Origin of the sequence: Plantactinospora sp. WMMB334 (assembly GCF_049179095.1) — a bacterium.
Taxonomy (GTDB): Bacteria; Actinomycetota; Actinomycetes; order Mycobacteriales; family Micromonosporaceae; genus Plantactinospora.
Genome location: NZ_JBMHME010000002.1, coordinates 2,977,751 through 2,997,018 on the forward strand (window position 1 = coordinate 2,977,751; position 19,268 = coordinate 2,997,018).

Sequence of the window (19,268 nt, forward strand, 5' to 3'; positions counted from 1 at the left end):
GGCCACGCCCACCCCGGCCACGCCCACCCAGCCACGCCCGACCGGCCACGCCCGACCCCACGCCCGTGCCGGGCCGTGCCGGGCAGGGCGGCGGTCAACTCTCGCCGACCGCCGGCCCCGCGGCCCGCAGCTGCCGCAGGATGCCGTCGGGTTCGGCGCCCACCGGAGCGATCCGCAGCTTGGCGTCGACCACGGCCACGCCGTCCGGGCCGACCATCACCGGGTTGAGATCGAGTTCGGCCACCTCGGGCAGGTCCTCGGCAAGGTGCCCGAGCCGGCAGAGCAGTTCCTCCACGGCGCCGGTGTCGACCGGCGGTGCACCCCGGTATCCGGTCAGCAGCGGAGCCGCCCGCAGCGACCGCCACATCCGCCCGGCGCCCAGGTCGGTCACCGGGGTCAGCCGCAGCGCGCGGTCACCGAGCAGGTCGGTGTGTACGCCGCCGAGGCCCACCATGACCAGCGAGCCGAACTGCGTGTCGTGCACCACCCCGGCCACCAGTTCCAGCTGCCCCCGGCGCATCGGCTGCACCAGCACCGGTCCGCACGGACCGGCCGACGCGGCCACCGCCGGATACGCCCCCCGCACCTGCTCCGGGTCGGTCAGGTTGAGCGCCACACCGCCCACGTCGCTCTTGTGCACCAGGTCCGGGTCGGCGACCTTCAACGCGACCGGGTAGCCGAGCGAGTCGGCGGCGGCGACCGCCCCCTCGACGGTGTCGACCCGGACCGCCGGTACCACGGGTATGCCGTAGGCGCCGAGGATCTCCGCCGTCCGGTCGTACGGCTGCCACCCGGGACCCGCCGCGAGCGCCTCGCGCAGCAGTTCCCGCCCCCGTTCCACGCCCGCCACCCTCGGCGGCGTGCTGCCGACCGGCTGCCGCAGCCAGCCGGCGTACCAGGCCGCGTGACCGATCGACCGCACGGCGCGCTCCGGCAGGTCGAAGACCGGAACGCCACGGTTCCCCACCGTCGCCGGCGGCTCGGCCAGGCCGAGCACGACCACGGTGGCGGTCAGCTCGGGTGTCGCGTCCAGGACCGGGGCGACCGATGCCAGCATCGCCGGCACGTCGTTGGCCCGGGTCGCGGCGACCACCAGGAGCAGGGAGTCGACCTCACCGCTCGCCGCGACCGTGCGGACCGCCTCGGCGAACGCCGCCGGGCTGGCTCCCGCGCCGAGATCGAGCGGGTTGTCGTCCCCGGAGAGCGGCGGGAGCACGACGCGCAGCCGCTCCCGCAGCGCCGGGGTGAGCGGGGCGACCCGCAGGCCGGCCCCGTCCGCCGCGTCGGCGGCCAGCACGTTGACCCCACCGGCGTTGCCGATGACGCCGAGCCGGTCACCGGCCGGAAGCGGCTGGTCCGTGACGAGCCGGGCGGTGTCCATCAGGTCGCCGAGGGTCTCCAGCCGGATCACCCCGGCCTGGGCGAAGAGGGCACTGACGGTGCTGTCCGGGGCCGCCGCGGCGGCGGTGTGCGAGGCGCCCGCCCGCTGGCCGGCGATGGACCGGCCGCTCTTGACCGCCAGCACCGGCTTGCGCCGCGCCAGCCCGCGTACCAACCGGGCGAACCGGCGGGGGTTGCCGAACGACTCGAGATACAGGGCGACCGCGCGGGTCGCCGGGTCGTCGTACCAGTACGCGATCAGGTCGTTACCGCTGACGTCGGCCTTGTTGCCGAGCGAGACGAAGCTGGAGAGTCCGCAGCCGGCCCGCTCGGCGTGCTCCAGCAGCGCGATGCCGACCGCACCGGACTGCGAGGCGACGCCGAGCCCTCCGGCGGGGGGTAGCACGGGTGCGAACGCGGCGGCGAGCCGTACCTCCGGATCGGTGTTCACCACACCGATGCAGTTCGGCCCGACCAGTCGGATCCCGTGCGCCCGCGCGACCTCCACCAGCTCCCGCTGGGCGCTGCGGCCGGCGGCACCACCCTCGCCGAGGCCGGAGGTCAGCACCACGGCCGACCGGGCCCCGGCCGCCGCCGCGTCCCGGACCGTGTCGACCACCGCCGGCGCGGGCACCGCGATCACGGCCAGGTCCACCGGTTCCGGCAACGCCGACAGGCTCGGATGGGCGGGCAGCCCGCAGACCTCCGTGGCGTGCGGGTTGACCGGGTAGACCCGGCCGGTGAAGTTGTACCGGAGCAGGCTGCGCAGTGTCTCGTGACCGATGCCGCCCGGCTTGCGGCCCGCGCCGACCACCGCCACCGACCGGGGCGCGAGCAGCGGGCGCAGCGAGGCACGCTCCGCCACCCGGTCGCGGGCGTCGGCGGCACCGAGTTCGGCCTCGGTGACGTCGGTGGGCAGGCCGACGGCGAGCACCGCGTCCTCGATCCGGGAACCGGCCCGCCCGGTCAGGCCCGCCGCCACCCGGAGCATCGCGGCGTTCGCCGGCAGCACGTCACCGCGCAGTTCGGTCACGCCCGCCGTGCCGGCGACGGCCCGCAGGTGCTCCAGCAGCAGCGTGCCGATCCCCCGGTCGCGGTGCGCGTCCGCGACGAAGACGGCGAACTCGGCCCCGGCACCGCCGTCGCCGACCTCGTAGGAGGCGACCCCGGCGAGCTGGCCGGCGGTCTCCGCGAGCACGGCCCCGTGCTCCGTCGGTGACGGTGGCCGGCAGAGCCGGTCAACCTCGGCGGCGATCGTCTGCTCGCCGGGCACGACGAAGAACCGCATCCGCAGGCTCTCCGGCGAGCTGCTCCGGTAGAGCTCGACCAGCCGATCCCGGTCCTGTGGCATGACCGGGCGGATCCGTACGATTCCGCCGTCGATGGTGAGCGCGTCGGCGCCGGGTATGGCCTGCACGAACACGTCGAATACCCCCAGTCGCTCCGGTCGACCAGCGGGCGGCTGGTCCTTCTCCAGCAGACCCGATCTCCGCCCGCCCGGGCAGGGCCGGAGCGCCCGCCCCGGTGGGCCGGTCGGCCCTGCTCCGACCGGCCCGGGCGGCCTAGCGTGAGGTGTGCACGGGACGTCACCGGAGCCGGGCCGCGCCGTGGCGCCGCGCCACGCCCGGGACGTCACGGGAGCGGCCGAAGCCCTGCGGAGGAGGTTGTCATGAAACAGTGGCTGGTGGAAGACGTCATGACCACGGACGTGGCCACCGTCGGGGTGGAGACGCCGTACCGGGCGATCGTCGGCGTCCTCGCCGGGCGGGGCGTCAGCGGCGTACCGGTGGTGGACGAGTCCGGTCGGGTCGAGGGGGTGGTCTCCGAGTCGGACCTGCTGGCCAAGGTCGAGCTGACCGGCCAGCCCGAGCCCCGGCTCCTGGTGAGCCGCCGGCAGCGGGTGATCCGGGACCACGCGACCGCCTCGGTCGCCGGAGAGCTGATGACCGCGCCGGCGATCACCGTGCTGCGCGGCACGGCGCTGACCACGGCTGCCAAGCTGATGGACGACGAGCACGTGAAGCGACTGCCGGTGGTGGACATCCTCGGCCGGATCGAGGGCATCGTCACCCGCGGTGACGTCCTCAAGGTCTATCTGCGGCCGGACGACGACATCCGGGCGGAGATCTCCGGGGACATGGTGCGGCGGGTGCTCTCGATCGACGAGGGCGTGCTGCGGGTCGCCGTGCACGAGGGCGTGGTCGGCCTCACCGGGCGGGTGGATCGGCGCAGCACCGCGCAGAAGGCGGTCCGGCTCGCGTACGCGGTGCCGGGGGTGGTGCAGGTGACCGACCGGGTGGAGTACGACTACGACGACACCCAGGTCGCCGGGATGAGTATGATCGCGTAACCGTGCACGCACCGACCCCGCCGCCGATCCTGGCCCTCAACGCGGGCTCGTCGTCGTTGAAGTACGCGCTGCTGAGCGGCGGTGCGCGGCTCGCCGCCGGCACCGTGCCGCGCATCGGCGAGCCCGGCGCACCGGTCGCCGACCACGCCGGGGCGGTCGCCCGGGTCCTCGACGAGCTGGCCCGGCACCGCCCGCCGCCCGCCGCGGTCGGCCACCGCGTGGTGCACGGCGGCGCCCGGTTCCACCGCCCCACCCTGATCGACGACGCCGTGCTGGCCGCGATCGAGGAACTCTCCGCGCTGGCGCCGCTGCACAACCCGCCGGGGCTCGCCGTGATCCGGGCCGCCCGCCGGGCGCTTCCGGGCGTCCCCCAGGTGGCCGTCTTCGACACCGCGTTCCACGCCGGCATGCCGGCGGAGGCGAGCGGCTACGCGCTCGACCGGGAGACCGCCGCCCGTTACGGCATCCGCCGGTACGGCTTCCACGGCATCTCGGTCCGGTACGTGGCCGCCGCCACCGCCACGCTGCTGGGTCGCCCGCTGCCCGACCTCAACATGGTCGTGCTGCACCTCGGCAACGGGGCGAGCGCCACGGCGGTGGCCGGCGGGCGCGGCGTCGACACCTCGATGGGGATGACGCCGCTGGAGGGGCTGGTGATGGGCACCCGGACCGGCGACATCGACCCGGCGGTGGTCTTCCACCTGGCCCGGGCCGGCCTGCCGCTGGACCGCATCGAGGAGCTGTACCAGCACGGCAGCGGGCTGCTCGGACTCTGCGGGGAGAACGACATGCGGGATGTGCTCACCCGTGCCGGGCGTGGCGACGAGGCGGCGGAACACGCCGTGGCGAGCTACTGCTACCGGATCCGCAAGTACGTCGGCGCCTACCAGGCGGTGCTCGGCCGACTCGACGCGGTCGTCTTCACGGCCGGTGTCGGGGAGCACAGCCCGACCGTCCGGAGCCGGAGCCTGGCCGGCCTGGCCGCACTGGGCATCGCCGTCGACCCGTCCCGCAACGCCTCCGGCGACCCGGCCCGGGTCATCTCTCCGGACACCGGCCGGGTCGCCGTCTGCGTCGTGCCCACGGACGAGGAACGCGGCATCGCCGAGGAGACCGCCGCGACGATTCCGCGTCCGGGCCGGGGCTGACCGCCGGCTCAGCAACGTTGCGCCGCCGGTTCAGCCCTGTCGGGCCGCCGGTTCAGCCCTGTTGCGCCCAGTCGCCGAGGGACCAGTCGCGGACCTCCGGCATGTCCTCCAGGTGCTCCACCACGTACGCCTCGTGCCGGGCGAGCTGCTGCTCGCACCAGCGGCTCAGCTCCGCCGCGCCCCGGGGCAGCCGCCGGGCGTTGTTGATCGCGTCCATCACCAGGTGGTAACGGGACGCCCGGTTCCGTACGGTCATGTCGAACGGCGTCGTGGTGGTCCCCTGCTCGACGAAGCCGCGCACCCGGAACCGGTCGGCGTCGGGCCGGCCGTGCACGAGCTGGTGGATGGCGCCGGGATAGCCGTGGAAGGCGAAGACCACGTCGACGGTGTCGGTGAAGAGCTCGGTGAAGAGCGTCGGGCTCATCCCGTGCGGGTGGTCCCTCGGCCGGATCAGGGTCATCAGGTCGACGACGTTGACCACCCGGACCTTCAGCCCGGGCAGCCGCTCCCGGAGGATCTGCGCGGCGGCGACGGTCTCCATGGTGACGACGTCACCGGCGCAGGCGAGCACGATGTCCGGGTCGCTGCTGCCGTCGTCGGTGCCGGCCCACTCCCAGATCCCGGCGCCCTGGGCGCAGTGCGCGACCGCGTCGGCCATCGACAGCCACTGCAACTGGGGCTGCTTGTCGATCACGACGAGGTTGATGTAGGAACGCGACCGGAGACAGTGGTCGGCGACCGAGAGCAGGCAGTTGGCGTCCGGCGGCAGGTAGATCCGCGCGATGTCGCCGCGCTGGGTGAGCACCACCTGGATCAGCCCCGGGCCCTGGTGCGAGAAGCCGTTGTGGTCGTTGCGCCACGCCGTCGAGGTGAGCAGGATGTTCATGCTCGGTACCTTCGCCCGCCACGGCAGGTGCGTCGCCTCCTGGAGCCACTTGCCGTGCTGCACCGTCTGGGATGCGCTGACCATCGCGAACGCCTCGTAGGTGGCGAACATGCCGTGCCGGCCGGTCAGCGTGTAACCCTCCAGCCAGCCGTGACAGTTGTGCTCGGAGAGCACCTCCATCACCCGGCCGTCCCGGCCCAGCGCCACGTCGGAGTCGGTGACGCGCTCCATGAAGGCCCGGTCGGAGACCTCGAAGACGGCACCGAGCCGGTTGCTGTTCGTCTCGTCCGGGCAGAAGAGCCGGAAGGTGTCGGTGTTGCGCCGGTAGACGTCCCGGAGCAGCTCGCCGAGCCTGCGGGTCGACTCGGCGCGCAGCTTCGCCGGAGCCGGCACGTCCACCGCGTACTCGCGGAAGTCGGGCAGGTCCAGGTCGCGGGTGAGCAGGCCGCCGTTGGCGTGCGGGGATGCGCTCATCCGCAGGTCTCCGGCGGGCGGCAGCTCGCGGACGGCGGCGACCGGCGTGCCGGCATCGTCGAAGAGTTCCTCCGGCCGGTACGACCGCAGCCAGCGTTCCAGGATCGCCAGATGCTCGGGATTGTCCCGGACTCCGGAGAGCGGCACCTGGTGCGACCGCCAACTCCCGCTGACCTTCACCCCGTCGACCTCGTCCGGGCCGGTCCAGCCCTTGGGCGAGCGCAGGATGATCAGCGGCCACCGCGGCCGGCTGCCGTCCCAGCTTCCCTCCCGGGCGGCCCGCTGGATGGCCCGGATCCGGCTCCAGGCTCCGGCGAGCGCCGCCGCGAAACGGTGGTGCGAGCCGGGCAGGTCCTCGGCCTCGACCTCGATCACCTGGTAGCCGTGCCCCTCGAAGAGCGCCCGGACCTCGGCCGGGTCCTTGCGGGCCAGCACGGTCGGGCCGGCGATCTTCGCGCCGTTGAGGTGCAGGACCGGCAGCACGGCGCCGTCCCGGGCCGGGTTGATGAACGAGACGCCCTTCCAGGACCCCTCCAGGGGCCCGGTCTCCGCCTCGCCGTCACCGACCACCGCGACGGCGAGCAGGTCGGGGTTGTCCATGACGGCGCCGAAGGCGTGCACGAGGACGTAGCCGAGTTCGCCGCCCTCGTGGATCGAGCCGGGGGTCGTCACGGAGACGTGGCTGGGGATCCCGCCGGGGCTGGAGAACTGCCGGAAGAGCCGGAGCATCCCGGCGTCGTCCCGGGAGACGTCCGGGTAGATCTCGCTGTAGGTGCCTTCGAGATAGCCGGCCGCCACCAGCGCCGGCCCGCCGTGCCCCGGCCCGGTGAGATAGATCGCCTGCTGCCCGGTGAGCCGGATCAGCCGGGAGACGTGCGCGTAGATCAGCGACAGGCCCGGACTGGTCCCCCAGTGACCCAGCAGCCGCGGCTTGACGTGCTCGGCGGTGAGCGGCTCGCGCAGCAGCGGGTTGCCACGCAGGTAGATCTGCCCGACGGTCAGGTAGTTGCTCGCCCGCCACCACGCGTCCAGCCGGGCGAGTTCCGTCTCGTCCGGGTGTGCCAGGGCATGCGGGATCGCGACGTCGCCCGCCGTCCCGATCTGCTCTTTCGTCACCGTTGTCACGCTCGGCCCCTCCGCAGGAGTACATGGTCATGATTGCGCCATCGTCGACGGCGACGGGCCGGGGCGACGCCACGCGTCCCGGTCCGGGCGCAGAGCGCCGTCCACGGCGGCACACCGTTGTCCCCGGCCGCCTCCCCACCGTATGACCGCCCGCTCCCTCGTGCGACCGGTCCGAGGTCCATCCACCCCGGGACCTTCGACCCGGAGCAGCCGCCCGGCCCGGTCGCCGGGATCGGTGAGTGTCCGGCTCGCTCCGACGAGCCGGACGCTGCCAGGAACCGGCATGCCGGCACGGTGCCGACCGCGTACGGTATACCGGCGACCGCTCGGCTCAGAGGAGCGACCGCCGGGCGATCCGACGGGACATTGATGATCTACAGGAGCCGCTGCCGGGCGTAGGTTCCCGGCGGAAGTACAAAGCTCCGGCGGCACCCTCGGCGCGGACCGTGCCCGGCACCCTCCTGGTGCGCCTTCCGTGGCCGCGTACCGCCCTGCCCGGATGCGAGGTACGTCGTGCCGCTGCTCTCCGCCCTCGACCACCAGCACACCGTCGCGCCGCCCGGCTACAGTCGCTGGCTGATCCCGCCCGCCGCACTCTCCGTACACCTCTGCATCGGACAGGCGTACGCGACAAGCGTCTACAAGAACTCGCTGATCGCGCACTTCGACGCGAGCCAGACGGCGATCGGGATCATCTTCAGCATCGCGATCGTGATGCTCGGCCTCTCGGCGGCGCTCGGCGGGACCTGGGTCGAGTCGAACGGGCCCCGCAAGGCCATGTTCGTCTCGGCCTGCTTCTGGGCGTCCGGCTTTCTCGTCGGCGCGCTCGGCATCGCGACCGGGCAGCTCTGGCTGGTCTACCTCGGCTACGGCTTCCTCGGCGGCATCGGCCTCGGCATCGGGTACATCTCCCCGGTCTCCACGCTGATCAAGTGGTTCCCGGACCGTCCCGGGCTGGCCACCGGTCTGGCGATCATGGGCTTCGGCGGCGGCGCGATGCTGGCCAGCCCGATCTCGCGGCAGTTGCTCTCGCTCTACGACCCCAACTACGACCCCGGCAACTCCGGCTCGGTCGCCTCCGGCGGGGCACTGGTCGGGCTCTTCGTCACCCTCGGGCTCGGCTACTTCGCCATCATGATGTTCGGCGTGGTCAATGTCCGGGTGCCGGCGCCGGGCTGGCGTCCCGCCGGCTTCGACCCGCGTGCGGTGGCCGCCCGGCCGCTGGTGACCACGGCACACGTCTCGGCGTCGAACGCCATCCGCACCCGCTCGTTCTGGCTGCTCTGGATCGTGCTGTTCTGCAACGTCACCGCCGGGATCGGCATCCTCGAGCAGGCCAGCCCGATGATCCAGGACTTCTTCCGGGACGGCGCGACGTCGAGCGTCACCATCGCCGCGGCCGGTGGTTTCGTCGGACTGCTGTCCCTGTTCAACATGGTCGGCCGGTTCGTCTGGTCGTCCACCTCGGACGTCATCGGACGCAAGCCGATCTACCTGGTCTACCTCGGGGTCGGCATGGTGCTGTACGCGCTGCTCGCACTCGTCGGCTCCGCCGCGACCGCACTCTTCGTGGTGCTGGCCTGCGTCATCCTCTCCTTCTACGGCGGCGGCTTCGCCACCGTGCCGGCGTACCTGCGAGATCTGTTCGGCACCTTCCAGGTCGGTGCGATCCACGGCCGGTTGCTGACCGCCTGGTCAGCGGCGGGCATCGCCGGACCACTGATCATCAACGGCTTCCTGGACGCACAGGGCGAGCCGGGCACCCTGACCGCCTCCGCGTACCAGCCGGCGCTGTTCACCATGGTCGGGGTGCTCGCCATCGGGTTCGTGGCGAACCTGCTCATCCGCCCGGTGCCGGAACGCCTCCACGAGACCGCCGCAGCGGCGGCGGGCGACGCGACTCCGGATGCGACAGCCGGTGACCGGGCCGACACGACCGTCGTGACGAGCACCGGAACGACGCCCCGCACCGAGCCTGCCGACCGACCGGCGGATGCCGATGCCGAGAGGAGCACGTCCCGATGACCGGGCACCAACCGCGCGGCCAGTCCGGCCGCCTCTGGATCTCCTGGCTGCTGGTCGCGGCCCTGCTGGGCTACGGCGTCGTACAGACCGTCATCACCGCGGCACGGCTCTTCACCAATTGAACCCGGATTGCCCACCCCCCGGGGGGAGCCAACTCCACCGATCGTGAAACATAATCGGCACGGGACTCATCCCCCCGGCCTGTTTTCCCGTACCTGATGGGGGTCGGACCGCCGTCGATCGACGGGCGGCGGTATGACTCCGCCCGAGTGGCACGATCAGGACGGGGCACAATAGGCGGCCGTGCTCGTCGCGCGACGAGCACGCAGCGGGGTGTGGTGGTGGGCGCCGAGGCGGAAGATCGAGGAGCAGATGGCCCGGACGAGACAGATTCAGCGTGCCAGCATCCCCAAGAGCTTCACCAGCCGGGGAAGCACACCCAGGCCGAGGGGTGCGGTCGCCCTGCTCGTCATCTCGGCGGTGGCCGTGGTCTGGGCCGCGACGATGTTGAGCCCGATCGGCGGCCTGCTCAACTCCTACATGTTCGTGTTCACGACGTTCTTCGCCGGGCCGGCCACCCTGGTCGCGCTGAGCATCACCGTGATGGTCGGCCTGGTGGCGACCGACCGGATCGTCCTGCTGATCCGGCACCGGGTGCTGCTCCAGTCGGCACACCGGTCACTCGGCATCATCGCGGTCTTCTGCCTGGTCCTGCACGTGCTGACCAAGATTTCCGCCGGGCACGTCAGCCCCGACAAGGCATTCCTTCCGTTCGTCAACGGCGCCAACGTCTACGTCGGGCTCGGCACCGTCGCCGGGGCGATGATGGTGGGCGTGCTCTGGACCGGCCTGGTCCGGGCCCGCTTCGCCGGGGTCGGCAAGCCGTGGCTGTGGCGGACGCTGCACAGCCTCTCGTACGCCGCCTGGCCGATCGCGATCGTGCACGGCCTCCAGGCCGGTCGACCCGCGGCCACCTGGGTCACTCTCAGTTATCTCGGCTGCGTCGCCATCGTGGTGGCGTTGCTGGGTGTCCGGCTGTCGGTCACGCTCGGCCGCAAGCGCGACGAGCAGGGCCCGAGCATCCCCTCGCTCGCCCCGTCCGGCCGGTCGACCAAACCGGGCAGGGTGGGCAAGCCAGGTCGGCCGGGCGCCCCGGGCCGGACCTCCTCCACCGCCCCGGCCAAGCGCCGGACCGCCGACGAGATCCGGGCCAGCCGGGCGAACTCCCCCGGCCGGGAGGGCGGGCGGAGCAGCCGGCGCAGCCGGTGGGAGGAGGACACCTTCGCCGGGCGGCGCGGCAGCCGCCGGGACAGCCGTTGGGAGGACCGGGAAACCCTGGGCGGCCGGCGCGGCGAGTCGGAGACCCGGGCGGGCCGCGACGACCGTGACACCTTCGGCGGCCGCGCCGACGACACCCAGGGCGGTGGAAGGCGCCGCCGGGAGAACCTCAGCGACCTGCGCGGCGGTTCCGAGGCGGCCATCGACGCCTGGGCGCGGGCCGGGGAGCTGGACAGCACGTACGCGCCCCGGAGCCGGTCCGACCGGTTCGCCGTGCCCGAGGTGCCGCCACCCGGCAGCATGTCGGCGAGCGCGGACCGTGACGGCGACGATGCCGAGCTGCCGTGGGACAGCCCACGACGCTGGGCGGCCGAGACGTCGGAGGAGCCGCGGGAGCGTGCCCGGCACGCCTCGGACGACGCGATGTACCGCAGGCCGCGGGCCTGGGACGACGCGTCGGACGACCGCGGGGATACGGAGACCGGCGAGGGCCGGCGTTCCCGCCGGGAGACCGACGGAGCGGGGCGGCGGTCGTGGCGGGAGCCCGACGACGAGCCGACGACCGGCGCGACCCGGGTTGGCCGGCGACGGCGGGCCGACGACGAGGAGCCGTCGACGGAGCGGTCCACCGAACGCTCCGGACGGCACGGCCGTGGCCGCGACGACGCCGAGGAGAGCACCGGCGAGTGGGGCCGGGCCGCCCGCTACGAACCCGGGCTCGTCTCCCGGGCCGACGACGACGATGACGACGACGAGAAACCTGCCCTGATCGACCTCTCCGCCCGCCGGTCCCGCCGGTCCGACGAGTCGTCCAGCCGGTCCTCCCGGCGCAAGGACGCGGACGAGTCGGCCGAGGAGGGCGCGTACTGGACCAGTCTGAAAGGTGAAGTGCGGTGAGTCTGACCGCCGTACCCCCGGTGGCCTGCTTCGGCGAGCCCCGACTCACGGCCGGGTTCGACGAGTTCGGCCGGCTCGACCTGACCGCGCACGAGATGGTGCACGGTGCCGTCAACCCGCTCTCCCCCAAGGGTCTGCTCCGGCTGGTGGAGGGGATCGAGCTCAAGGGCAAGGGCGGCGCGGGCTTCCCGTTCGCGCGGAAGTTCCGGGCCGTGCTCGAGTCGGCCGACCGCCAGGACCTGCCGACGGTGGTGGTGGTGAACGCCACCGAGGGCGAGCCCGGCGCGTGGAAGGACAAGGCGCTGCTCACCCGCGCGCCGCACCTGATCCTCGACGGGGCCGCGATCGCCGCCTACGCGCTGGACGCCGACGAGATCGTCATCGGCGTCGCCGACGACGGCATCGGCGAGGCGTCGCTGACCGCCGCACTCGCCGAGCGCCGGATGCCGGTACGCACCGGCATCGTCACCGTCCCGCACCGGTTCATCTCCGGTGAGGGCGGTGCGCTGGTGCGCGGGATCAACGGCGAGGCGCACATCCCGCCGGGGCGCAAGGTCCGGGCCAGCGACACCGGGGTGGGCGGCCTGCCGACGCTGCTCTCCAACGCCGAGACGTACGCCCAACTCGCGCTGGCGGCCCGGCTCGGCCCGTACGAGTACGGCACCGTCGGCAGCCCCGACGAACCCGGGACGGTGCTGCTCACCGTGACCGGTGCCGCCGGCCGGCCCGCCGTGGTGGAGTGCCCGACCGGCATCCCGCTGCGGGACGTGCTCGAACTCTGCGAGACACCGGAGGGGCCGGGCGTGCTCACCGGCGGCTACCACGGTCAGTGGATCAGCGCGGAGAGCGCCGCCACCGCCGAGGTGTCCCGGGCCGGGTTCGCCAAGGTCGGCGGTTCGCTCGGTGCCGGCATCATCATGCCGCTCAGCGCCGAGGTCTGCCCGCTCGGCGAGGCCGCCCAGGTGGTGACGTACCTCGCGGGTGAGTCGGCCGGGCAGTGCGGGCCGTGCCGGCTCGGCCTGCCGGACCTGGCCCGGTCGCTGGATCTGATCGTCGGCGGCAGCGCCACCGCCGAGGTGGTCCGGGCGGCGGCCGGCGCGGTGAAGGGACGCGGCGCGTGCAGCCACCCCGACGGCACCGCCCGGTTCGCCGTCTCCGCCCTGGAGATCTTCACCGCCGACCTGGAGGTGCACGCCACCAAGGGCACCTGCGGCAGGAAGGTGAAGGGCGTCCTCGGCCTGCCCAGCGACGCCGACGCCCCCACCTCGAAGCTGCTCGTCGACTGGTCCCGGTGCGACGCGCACGGCCTCTGCGCCCACGTGGCGCCGGAGTTCATCCGGCTCGATTCCAACGGCTTCCCGTCGTTCCCCTCGACGCCGGTGCCGACCTGGCTGGAGGCGAGTGCGGGCAAGGCGGTGCGCATGTGCCCGAACCTGGCGCTGCGGATGACACCGGTCAACGGCTGAGCCGGACGGTACCCCCGACCGTTCGGCGTCGCCGGACGGTACGGCGACGCCTCCGGCGTTTGCCGGACGGCAAGCGGTCCTTCCGGTCGTTCTCGCCCCCCGGCGGCTTTCCGGACGGCGGCGCGGGTGAGGATGGAGCCGTGGAAGACGATCTTCATCTTGCCCGCCGCGCCACGCTGGCCGGCGCCGCCGTCGGGCTGCGGTACGCGGCGGACCTCGACCGGCTCGCCCGGGAGCAGAAGTCGGACGGCAGCCTGGTGACCGAGGCGGACCGGGCCGTCGAGGCCGCGATCCGCGAGGTCCTGGCCGGGGCGCGCCCCGACGACGCGATTCTCGGCGAGGAGGTGGGGCAGACCGGCGGCGGCGACCGGCGCTGGATCGTCGACCCGATCGACGGGACGGCGCAGTTCGTCGCCGGAGACGACCGGTGGCTGGTGCTGGTGGCGCTGGAGCAGGCCGGCGAGATCGTCGTCGGGGTCGCGGCGGTGCCGGCGCAGCGCCGGATCTGGTGGGCCCGGCGGGGCGGCGGAGCCTACGAGGCGGAGCTTCCCGCCGGCCCGGAGTTCTCCGACGACGGGGCCCGGCGCCTCCACTGCACCCTCGGACCGGTGCCGCCGCTCTCCGGTGGCCGGCTCGGCGTGGTGCCGCCGGACGAGCACGTCTACCCGGTCGAAGAGGAGATGATCGCCCCGCTGCGGGCGGTCACCACCTCGCTCCCGTGGCGCACCCACGCCGCGCTGCTGGTGGCCCGGGGCGAGCTGGACATCGCCGTGCAGACCCGGGGGCAGGTGTGGGACTTCGCCGCCACCTCGCTGATCGTGACCGAGGCCGGCGGTCGGTACACCGGCCTCGACGGCCGGACCCGGCCGGGGCCCGGACCGGCGCTCTTCGCCCGGACCCCCGCCCTGCACGACGCCGCACTGCGGGTGCTCACCGCCGGCGGGAACCCGGCACCGGACTGACGGCCCGGCACCGGCCAGCCGTGTTCGCGCAGGGCGCAGCGATCGGCCGATGGCCGGGCACGGTGAACCGTCGCCGCGACCCATCCGACCCTGCGCCCGCCGGCTGGTCACCGCCCGGCGGCGACCAGCAGCACGTCGAGGAAGGCGTTGCTGAACACCCGGTGCGGGTCGTGGTCGTCGAGCGTGCCGACGGCCCGGTCCCAGGTCGGGTCGGGCGCGTGCCGGTAGGAGTCCGGGACGGTCCGGGTCAGCATGGTCGGGTCGGCCCAGGCCGCCGAGTCGGTGTAGCCCCAGCCCTTCGACCACTCGACCCGGGTGCCCGCGTACGAGCCGGTGTAGTTGGTGAAGAAAAAGGTTTCCATCTCGCGGTAGAACGCGTGCGCCCGGGGTGCGGTGGGGAAGGTCAGCACGTCGAACCAGACCACCGTGTCCCACTCCGGACGGTCGGCCCGGGGCCGCGCGGCGGAGAGCGCCGGCGGCTCCGCCCCGGGTACGCCGACGTCGCCGGCCCGGTCCAGTCCGGCGACCCGGATCTCCACCTGGCCGGTGACCGGGAACTCGCCCCGGGCCTGGTACGCGGCGAGCTGCCGCTGGTAGAACCGGGAGAACTCGTGCACCACCCGTTGCAGCGAGGAACGGGCGGTGTGCACCGCGTACCCGTTGGCGGTCTCCCGCAGCGTCGTCGGCTTGACGTAGAGCAGCAGGTTCTTCGACGGCCCCCACAGGTCGGTGGCGAGCGTGCCGGTCAGCCCGGCCGCGGCGGTGGTGTACTGCACCCGCCCGAACGTCGGCGCCAGCTCCCAGGCGCCGCCGAGCAGCCGCTCGGCCAGCTCGGAGACCGGCTCCGGGACGTTGTCGGAGAACGGGTAGTTGTAGGGGGTCGTCACCGGTCGGGAGGTCAGCGGCCGGTCGGGGGCGACGCTCCAGACCTTCAGCCAGGGCCGGTCGGTGAAGGCGAACCAGATCGCCTCCACCCGACCCGCCGCCGCCACGTAGCTGGCCAGGGTGCGGCCGGTGCCGCCCGGCGGGGCGAAGAGCTCCGCGGCCGGGATGTCGACCCGGCTGACGCAACGGAGGTGCTGGTTGGCGCCGACCCGCAGCGTCACCTCGGTGACGAAGGCCCGGCCGACGTGCGTGAGCAGCGCCGCGCACTCCGGGTCGGCCCGCTCGACGGTACGCAGCAGGTAGCCGCCGGCCGCCGGGTCCCAGACGACGGCGGTGACGGAGAGGATGAGGTTGCTCAGCGAGCCGTAGGTGTGCCCGGGCTCCCGGGTCTCGCCGTCGGCCGGCACGGAGGTGCCGTGTCCGTTGATCGCCAGCACCCCGCCGACGCTCAGGTCCCCCGGGGCGGGCGTGTTTGTCACGCCGAGCCCGTGCTGCTCCAGGAGGGCGAGGAGGTCCTCCATGGCGGCACCGGTCTGCACGCGTACCGCCGCCGCGCCCGGTGCGGTGGAGAGCACCGACATCGCGGTCAGGTGCCGGGTGGTGTCCACCAGGATGGTCCGCCCGGCGGTGCCGTCGGCCGGGACGGTCAGCGGTGCCCAGGTGTGCCGGTAGCCCCGGGCCCGGACCGAGTAGCCGTGTCGGTACGCCCAGTTGACCACGGTCACCACGTCCTCCGGGGTCCGGGGCGTGCAGGTCCAGATTCCGTCGGCCTGGATCTCGCCGGCCCAGTTGCGGTACGCCTCGCGCGCGACCGGTACGCCTGCCGGGAAGTCCGGCGGCGCCTGCCGGCCACCCGGCGTCCAGAGTGTGCCGGCTGCCGTCACGGCGGACGCTTCCAGGAAGCCGCGTCGGGTGAGAGCCATCTCGATCCCCTCTGCTCGGGAAGAACCTGCTCGGGAAGAACCTGCTCGGCAAGAGACCTCTGCGCGGAACAGCCGCAGACCTCTGCGCGGAGTGACCGCGCCTTACCCCGGAGTCGTGCGACGGAACGCGATCCCGTACCCGATCGGGGTCACTGATCAAACCGACATCACCGGCAGACCGCCGCCAACCCGGCGGGCGGGCGCCGCCGCGTACGGTCAGCGGACCGAGCGGATCCGCACCACGAAGACGCTGCCGAGCAGGGTGACCACGGCGGTGAGGGCGTACAGGGTCGGGTAGCCGCCGAGGTGGACGACGGTCGGGGCGGAGATCGCCGGCCCGAGCACCTGGGGTGCCGAGTTCGCGATGTTGATGACGCCGAGGTCCTTCGCCCGGTCGGTGGCCCGGGGCAGCACCTGCGTGATCAGCGCGGCATCGACGGAGAGGTAGGCGCCGTACCCGGCGCCGAGCAGCACCGCGGCGAGCATGGCCATGGGCCAGAGCGGCCAGATCGCGAGCAGCAGCGCCGCCACGGCCATGATCACGCCGGACCAGATGACGAAGATCTTACGGCGGCCGGACCGGTCGGAGAGCCGGCCGGCGGTGACCGCCGTGGCCATCATGCCGGCCGTGTAGATCAGGATGAGCACGAGCAGGCCGCCCTCGGGGTCGGCGTACCGCACCCCGTCGGCGAGGAAGTAGAGCAGGTAGAGCGTGCCGAGCGCGTTGCCCACCTGGACGAGGAAGCGGGTGCCCCAGGCCCAGGCGAAGTCGGGATGCGCGCGAGGGCTGATCCACATGCTCCGGAGCAGGGCGACGGGCCGGAGCGGCGGCCGGTGCGTACGCGGAAGGACGTCGTCCGGGGTGAGCAGCGCGAACGGGAGCGCCAGCACCAGGACGACCGCCGCCAGCGCCAGGTAGCCGGCCGCGTTGCCGGTGACCACGGCGGTGACCAGGACCGCCCCGACGACGAGGCCGAGCGACTGCGGGATGCCGATCCATCCGGAAACCCGTCCGCGCTGCCCGACCGGCACCCGGTCGGGGACGGCCGCGGTCAGGGTGGCGAGCGCGGCGTTGAGGCAGGTCTGCGCGACCACCCAGCACACCGCGACGCCGGCGATCGTGCGCTGCTGGCCGAGGATCGCCAGCGACGCCGCGCCGAGGATCGCGCTGAGCAGGGTCCAGGCGTGCCGCCGGCCGTACTCCCGGTCGCCGACCCGCAGGCAGGTACGGTCGGAGAGGGCGCCGACCAGCGGGTTCGCCACCACCGCGGCGAGCGCGCCGAGGCCGGTCACGAGGCCGAACATCGTCTCCTTGCGGGCCGGGTCGATCAGCTCGACCTGGGTCGGCAGGAGGATCTGGATGGGCGTGAAGAACGCCATCCAGACTCCGAGGTTCGCGCTGAAGAAGAGGACGATCCAGCCGCGCCGGACGGGTACGGTGGGCTCGGCGAGCGCCGCCGGCAGCGCAGGGCCGACCCTCGTCGTCAGGCTCGGGCCGTCGTCGGGAGGCACGACCGTCACCGGGAGGCTCTGATGAGGTCCCGATACCAGGCGTACGAGGTCTTCGGGGTGCGCAGCTGCGTCTCGAAGTCGACGTGCACCAGGCCGAACCGCTTGGTGAAGCCCTCCGCCCACTCGAAGTTGTCGAGCAGGGACCAGACGAAGTAGCCGCGCACGTCGACGCCCGCCGCCATCGCGGCGCGTACCGCCCGGATGTGACCGTCCAGATAGGCCACCCGCTGCGGGTCGTCGATGCCGTCGTACGCGCAGCCGCTCTCCGTGACGTAGATCGGCGGGAGGGCGTCGCCGTACTCCCCGGCAAGCCCGACGAGCAGCTCCCGGAGCCCGTCCGGGACGACCGGCCAGCCGAAGTCGGTGGTCGGGTAGCCGGTCAGCGGCACGATCTCGAACGGCAGCGGGCTCTCCGGAGACGCCGGCGCGCGTACCCCGGTGGGGTTGTAGTAGTTGACGCCCCACGCGTCCAGCGGCGCGGCGACGAGGTCGAGGTCGCCGTCCCGGACGACGCGCGGGTCGAGCCCGACGTCGGGGTAGCCGCGCCCGAACAGCGGGTCGGTGCAGAAGCGGTTGTGCAGGGCGTCGTACGCCGCCGCGGCGGCCAGGTCCGCCTCGGTCTCCCCCTGCGGCCAGACCGGCGTGTAGTTGTTGGCGATGCCCACCGCCGCCACGCCCCGGTCCCGGAGTGCGGCCACGGCGAGGCCATGGCCCAGCAGTTGGTGGTGGGCGGCCGGCAGCGCGTCGAAGAGGTGCGCGTGACCGGGCGCGTGTTCACCGGTGGCGTGCCCGAGGGTCGTGTGGATGAACGGCTCGTTGAGCGTGATCCAGAGCCGGATCCGGTCGCCCAGCGCATCCGCCACGAGCCCGGCATAGTCGGCGAAGCGGTACGCGGTGTCCCGGACCAGCCACCCGCCGCCGGCCTGCAGGGCCTGCGGCAGGTCCCAGTGGAAGAGCGTCAGGACCGGATCGATGCCCTCTGCCAGCAGCGCGTCCACCAGCCGGTCGTAGAAGGCCAGGCCCGCCGGGTTGGCCGGGCCGGTCCCGTCCGGCTGGACGCGGGGCCAGCCCACCGAGAAGCGGTACGCCGACACGCCCAGTCCGGCCATCAGCGCGACGTCGTCGCCGTACCGGTGCAGGTGGTCACAGGCCACGTCGCCGGTGCTGCCGTCGCGGATCCGGCCGGGCTCGTGGCTGAACGTGTCCCAGATCGACGCCCCGCGACCGTCGGCGGTCACCCCGCCCTCGATCTGGTACGCCGACGTGGAGACGCCCCAGGCGAACGCCATATCCCACACCCCTAGGACATGAAAGTTCCTCGCACTGTAGACCGCCGCGCTTCCGCCGGGAAGCCCCGGACGGGTGCCGGGCGTGTGGCCGCGCCCGGAACCGGCCCGATATCGTGCCGGGGTGACAGACCAGGGAGCCGAGCAGGTCGTGAACATCTACACCGACGGCGCGTGCAGCGGAAACCCCGGCCCGGGTGGCTGGGGCGCGGTGCTGCGGTACGGCGCCCGGGAGAGGGAGCTCTACGGCGGCGAGGCGACCGCGACCACCAACAACCGGATGGAACTGATGGCGGCGATCCGCGCGCTGGAGAGCCTGACCCGGCCGGTGACGGTGGAGATCTACGTCGACAGCACCTACGTCCGCGACGGCATCACCAGGTGGCTGCCGAACTGGAAGCGTAACGGCTGGCAGACCGCCGGCAAGCAGCCGGTCAAGAACGCCGACCTGTGGCGGCGGCTGGAGGCGGCCGCCACCGGTCACCAGGTGCGGTGGCACTGGGTGAAGGGGCACGCCGGGCATCCCGAGAACGAGCGGGCGGACCAGCTCGCGGTCCGGGGGATGCGGGAGGCGTCCTCCGGCGCCGTACCGGCCTGACGCCGCGCACCGATCCCGCGCACCGATCCCCGCACACCGGCCGACCCGCCCCACTTCGCAGCGACGCCCGTCG

13 protein-coding genes are annotated in these 19,268 nt (G+C 73.5%); 8 read left to right on the forward strand and 5 right to left on the reverse strand.

The genetic code is table 11. From position 1 onward, the window contains the following. Positions 1-94: 94 nt before the first annotated feature. Entirely contained in the window at positions 95-2,803 is a 2,709-nt protein-coding gene (locus ACN27G_RS12770; RefSeq protein ID WP_421493015.1) for a GNAT family N-acetyltransferase, read from the reverse strand. A gap of 246 nt (positions 2,804-3,049) precedes the next feature. Between ACN27G_RS12770 and ACN27G_RS12775 the strand changes: the two genes are divergently transcribed. After that, positions 3,050-3,730, forward strand: a complete 681-nt coding sequence (locus tag ACN27G_RS12775; protein ID WP_421493016.1) for a CBS domain-containing protein — start codon at positions 3,050-3,052, stop codon at positions 3,728-3,730. A gap of 2 nt (positions 3,731-3,732) precedes the next feature. Then, complete coding sequence (locus ACN27G_RS12780) at positions 3,733-4,878, forward strand: acetate/propionate family kinase (protein WP_421493017.1); 1,146 nt, start codon at positions 3,733-3,735, stop codon at positions 4,876-4,878. Positions 4,879-4,930: 52 nt separating this feature from the next. On the opposite strand, the gene ACN27G_RS12785 is transcribed toward ACN27G_RS12780, so the two are convergent. After that, positions 4,931-7,315, reverse strand: coding sequence for a phosphoketolase family protein (locus ACN27G_RS12785; protein ID WP_421497315.1), 2,385 nt, complete (start codon positions 7,313-7,315; stop codon positions 4,931-4,933). A gap of 567 nt (positions 7,316-7,882) precedes the next feature. Between ACN27G_RS12785 and ACN27G_RS12790 the strand changes: the two genes are divergently transcribed. The 5 genes from ACN27G_RS12790 to ACN27G_RS12810 all read left to right on the forward strand — a co-directional run bounded on the left by ACN27G_RS12790 (position 7,883) and on the right by ACN27G_RS12810 (position 13,991). Next, on the forward strand, positions 7,883-9,388 hold the full coding sequence (locus ACN27G_RS12790) for an OFA family MFS transporter (protein WP_421497316.1): 1,506 nt from the start codon (positions 7,883-7,885) through the stop codon (positions 9,386-9,388). Then, positions 9,385-9,510: an MFS transporter small subunit gene (locus ACN27G_RS12795; RefSeq protein WP_421493018.1), complete on the forward strand. Its 126-nt coding sequence runs from the start codon at positions 9,385-9,387 to the stop codon at positions 9,508-9,510. The genes ACN27G_RS12790 and ACN27G_RS12795 overlap by 4 nt, the downstream gene beginning before the upstream one ends. A gap of 181 nt (positions 9,511-9,691) precedes the next feature. Continuing rightward, on the forward strand, positions 9,692-11,563 hold the full coding sequence (locus ACN27G_RS12800) for a hypothetical protein (RefSeq protein WP_421493019.1): 1,872 nt from the start codon (positions 9,692-9,694) through the stop codon (positions 11,561-11,563). Next, positions 11,560-13,029, forward strand: a complete 1,470-nt coding sequence (locus ACN27G_RS12805; protein ID WP_421493020.1) for an NADH-ubiquinone oxidoreductase-F iron-sulfur binding region domain-containing protein — start codon at positions 11,560-11,562, stop codon at positions 13,027-13,029. The genes ACN27G_RS12800 and ACN27G_RS12805 overlap by 4 nt, the downstream gene beginning before the upstream one ends. Positions 13,030-13,169: 140 nt before the next feature. Then, positions 13,170-13,991, forward strand: coding sequence for an inositol monophosphatase family protein (locus ACN27G_RS12810; RefSeq protein WP_421493021.1), 822 nt, complete (start codon positions 13,170-13,172; stop codon positions 13,989-13,991). A gap of 107 nt (positions 13,992-14,098) precedes the next feature. On the opposite strand, the gene ACN27G_RS12815 is transcribed toward ACN27G_RS12810, so the two are convergent. The 3 genes from ACN27G_RS12815 to ACN27G_RS12825 all read right to left on the reverse strand — a co-directional run bounded on the left by ACN27G_RS12815 (position 14,099) and on the right by ACN27G_RS12825 (position 18,600). Further along, complete coding sequence (locus ACN27G_RS12815; RefSeq protein WP_421493022.1) at positions 14,099-15,799, reverse strand: cholesterol oxidase substrate-binding domain-containing protein; 1,701 nt, start codon at positions 15,797-15,799, stop codon at positions 14,099-14,101. Between the two features lie 216 nt (positions 15,800-16,015). After that, positions 16,016-17,311, reverse strand: coding sequence for an MFS transporter (locus tag ACN27G_RS12820; RefSeq protein WP_421497317.1), 1,296 nt, complete (start codon positions 17,309-17,311; stop codon positions 16,016-16,018). Between the two features lie 5 nt (positions 17,312-17,316). Further along, positions 17,317-18,600, reverse strand: coding sequence for a GH1 family beta-glucosidase (locus ACN27G_RS12825; RefSeq protein ID WP_421493023.1), 1,284 nt, complete (start codon positions 18,598-18,600; stop codon positions 17,317-17,319). Between the two features lie 121 nt (positions 18,601-18,721). On the opposite strand from ACN27G_RS12825, the gene rnhA reads away from it, so the two are divergent. Continuing rightward, positions 18,722-19,195, forward strand: a complete 474-nt coding sequence (rnhA, locus tag ACN27G_RS12830; protein WP_421493024.1) for a ribonuclease HI — start codon at positions 18,722-18,724, stop codon at positions 19,193-19,195. The last annotated feature ends 73 nt before the right edge of the window (positions 19,196-19,268 follow it).

Coding starts and splice junctions, on each gene's coding strand:
- ACN27G_RS12775 (WP_421493016.1), top strand. CDS start 3,050: ATGAAACAGTGGCTGGTGGAAGACGTCATGACCACGGACGTGGCCACC.
- ACN27G_RS12795 (WP_421493018.1), top strand. CDS start 9,385: ATGACCGGGCACCAACCGCGCGGCCAGTCCGGCCGCCTCTGGATCTCC.
- ACN27G_RS12815 (WP_421493022.1), bottom strand. CDS start 15,799: ATGGCTCTCACCCGACGCGGCTTCCTGGAAGCGTCCGCCGTGACGGCA.
- ACN27G_RS12825 (WP_421493023.1), bottom strand. CDS start 18,600: ATGGCGTTCGCCTGGGGCGTCTCCACGTCGGCGTACCAGATCGAGGGC.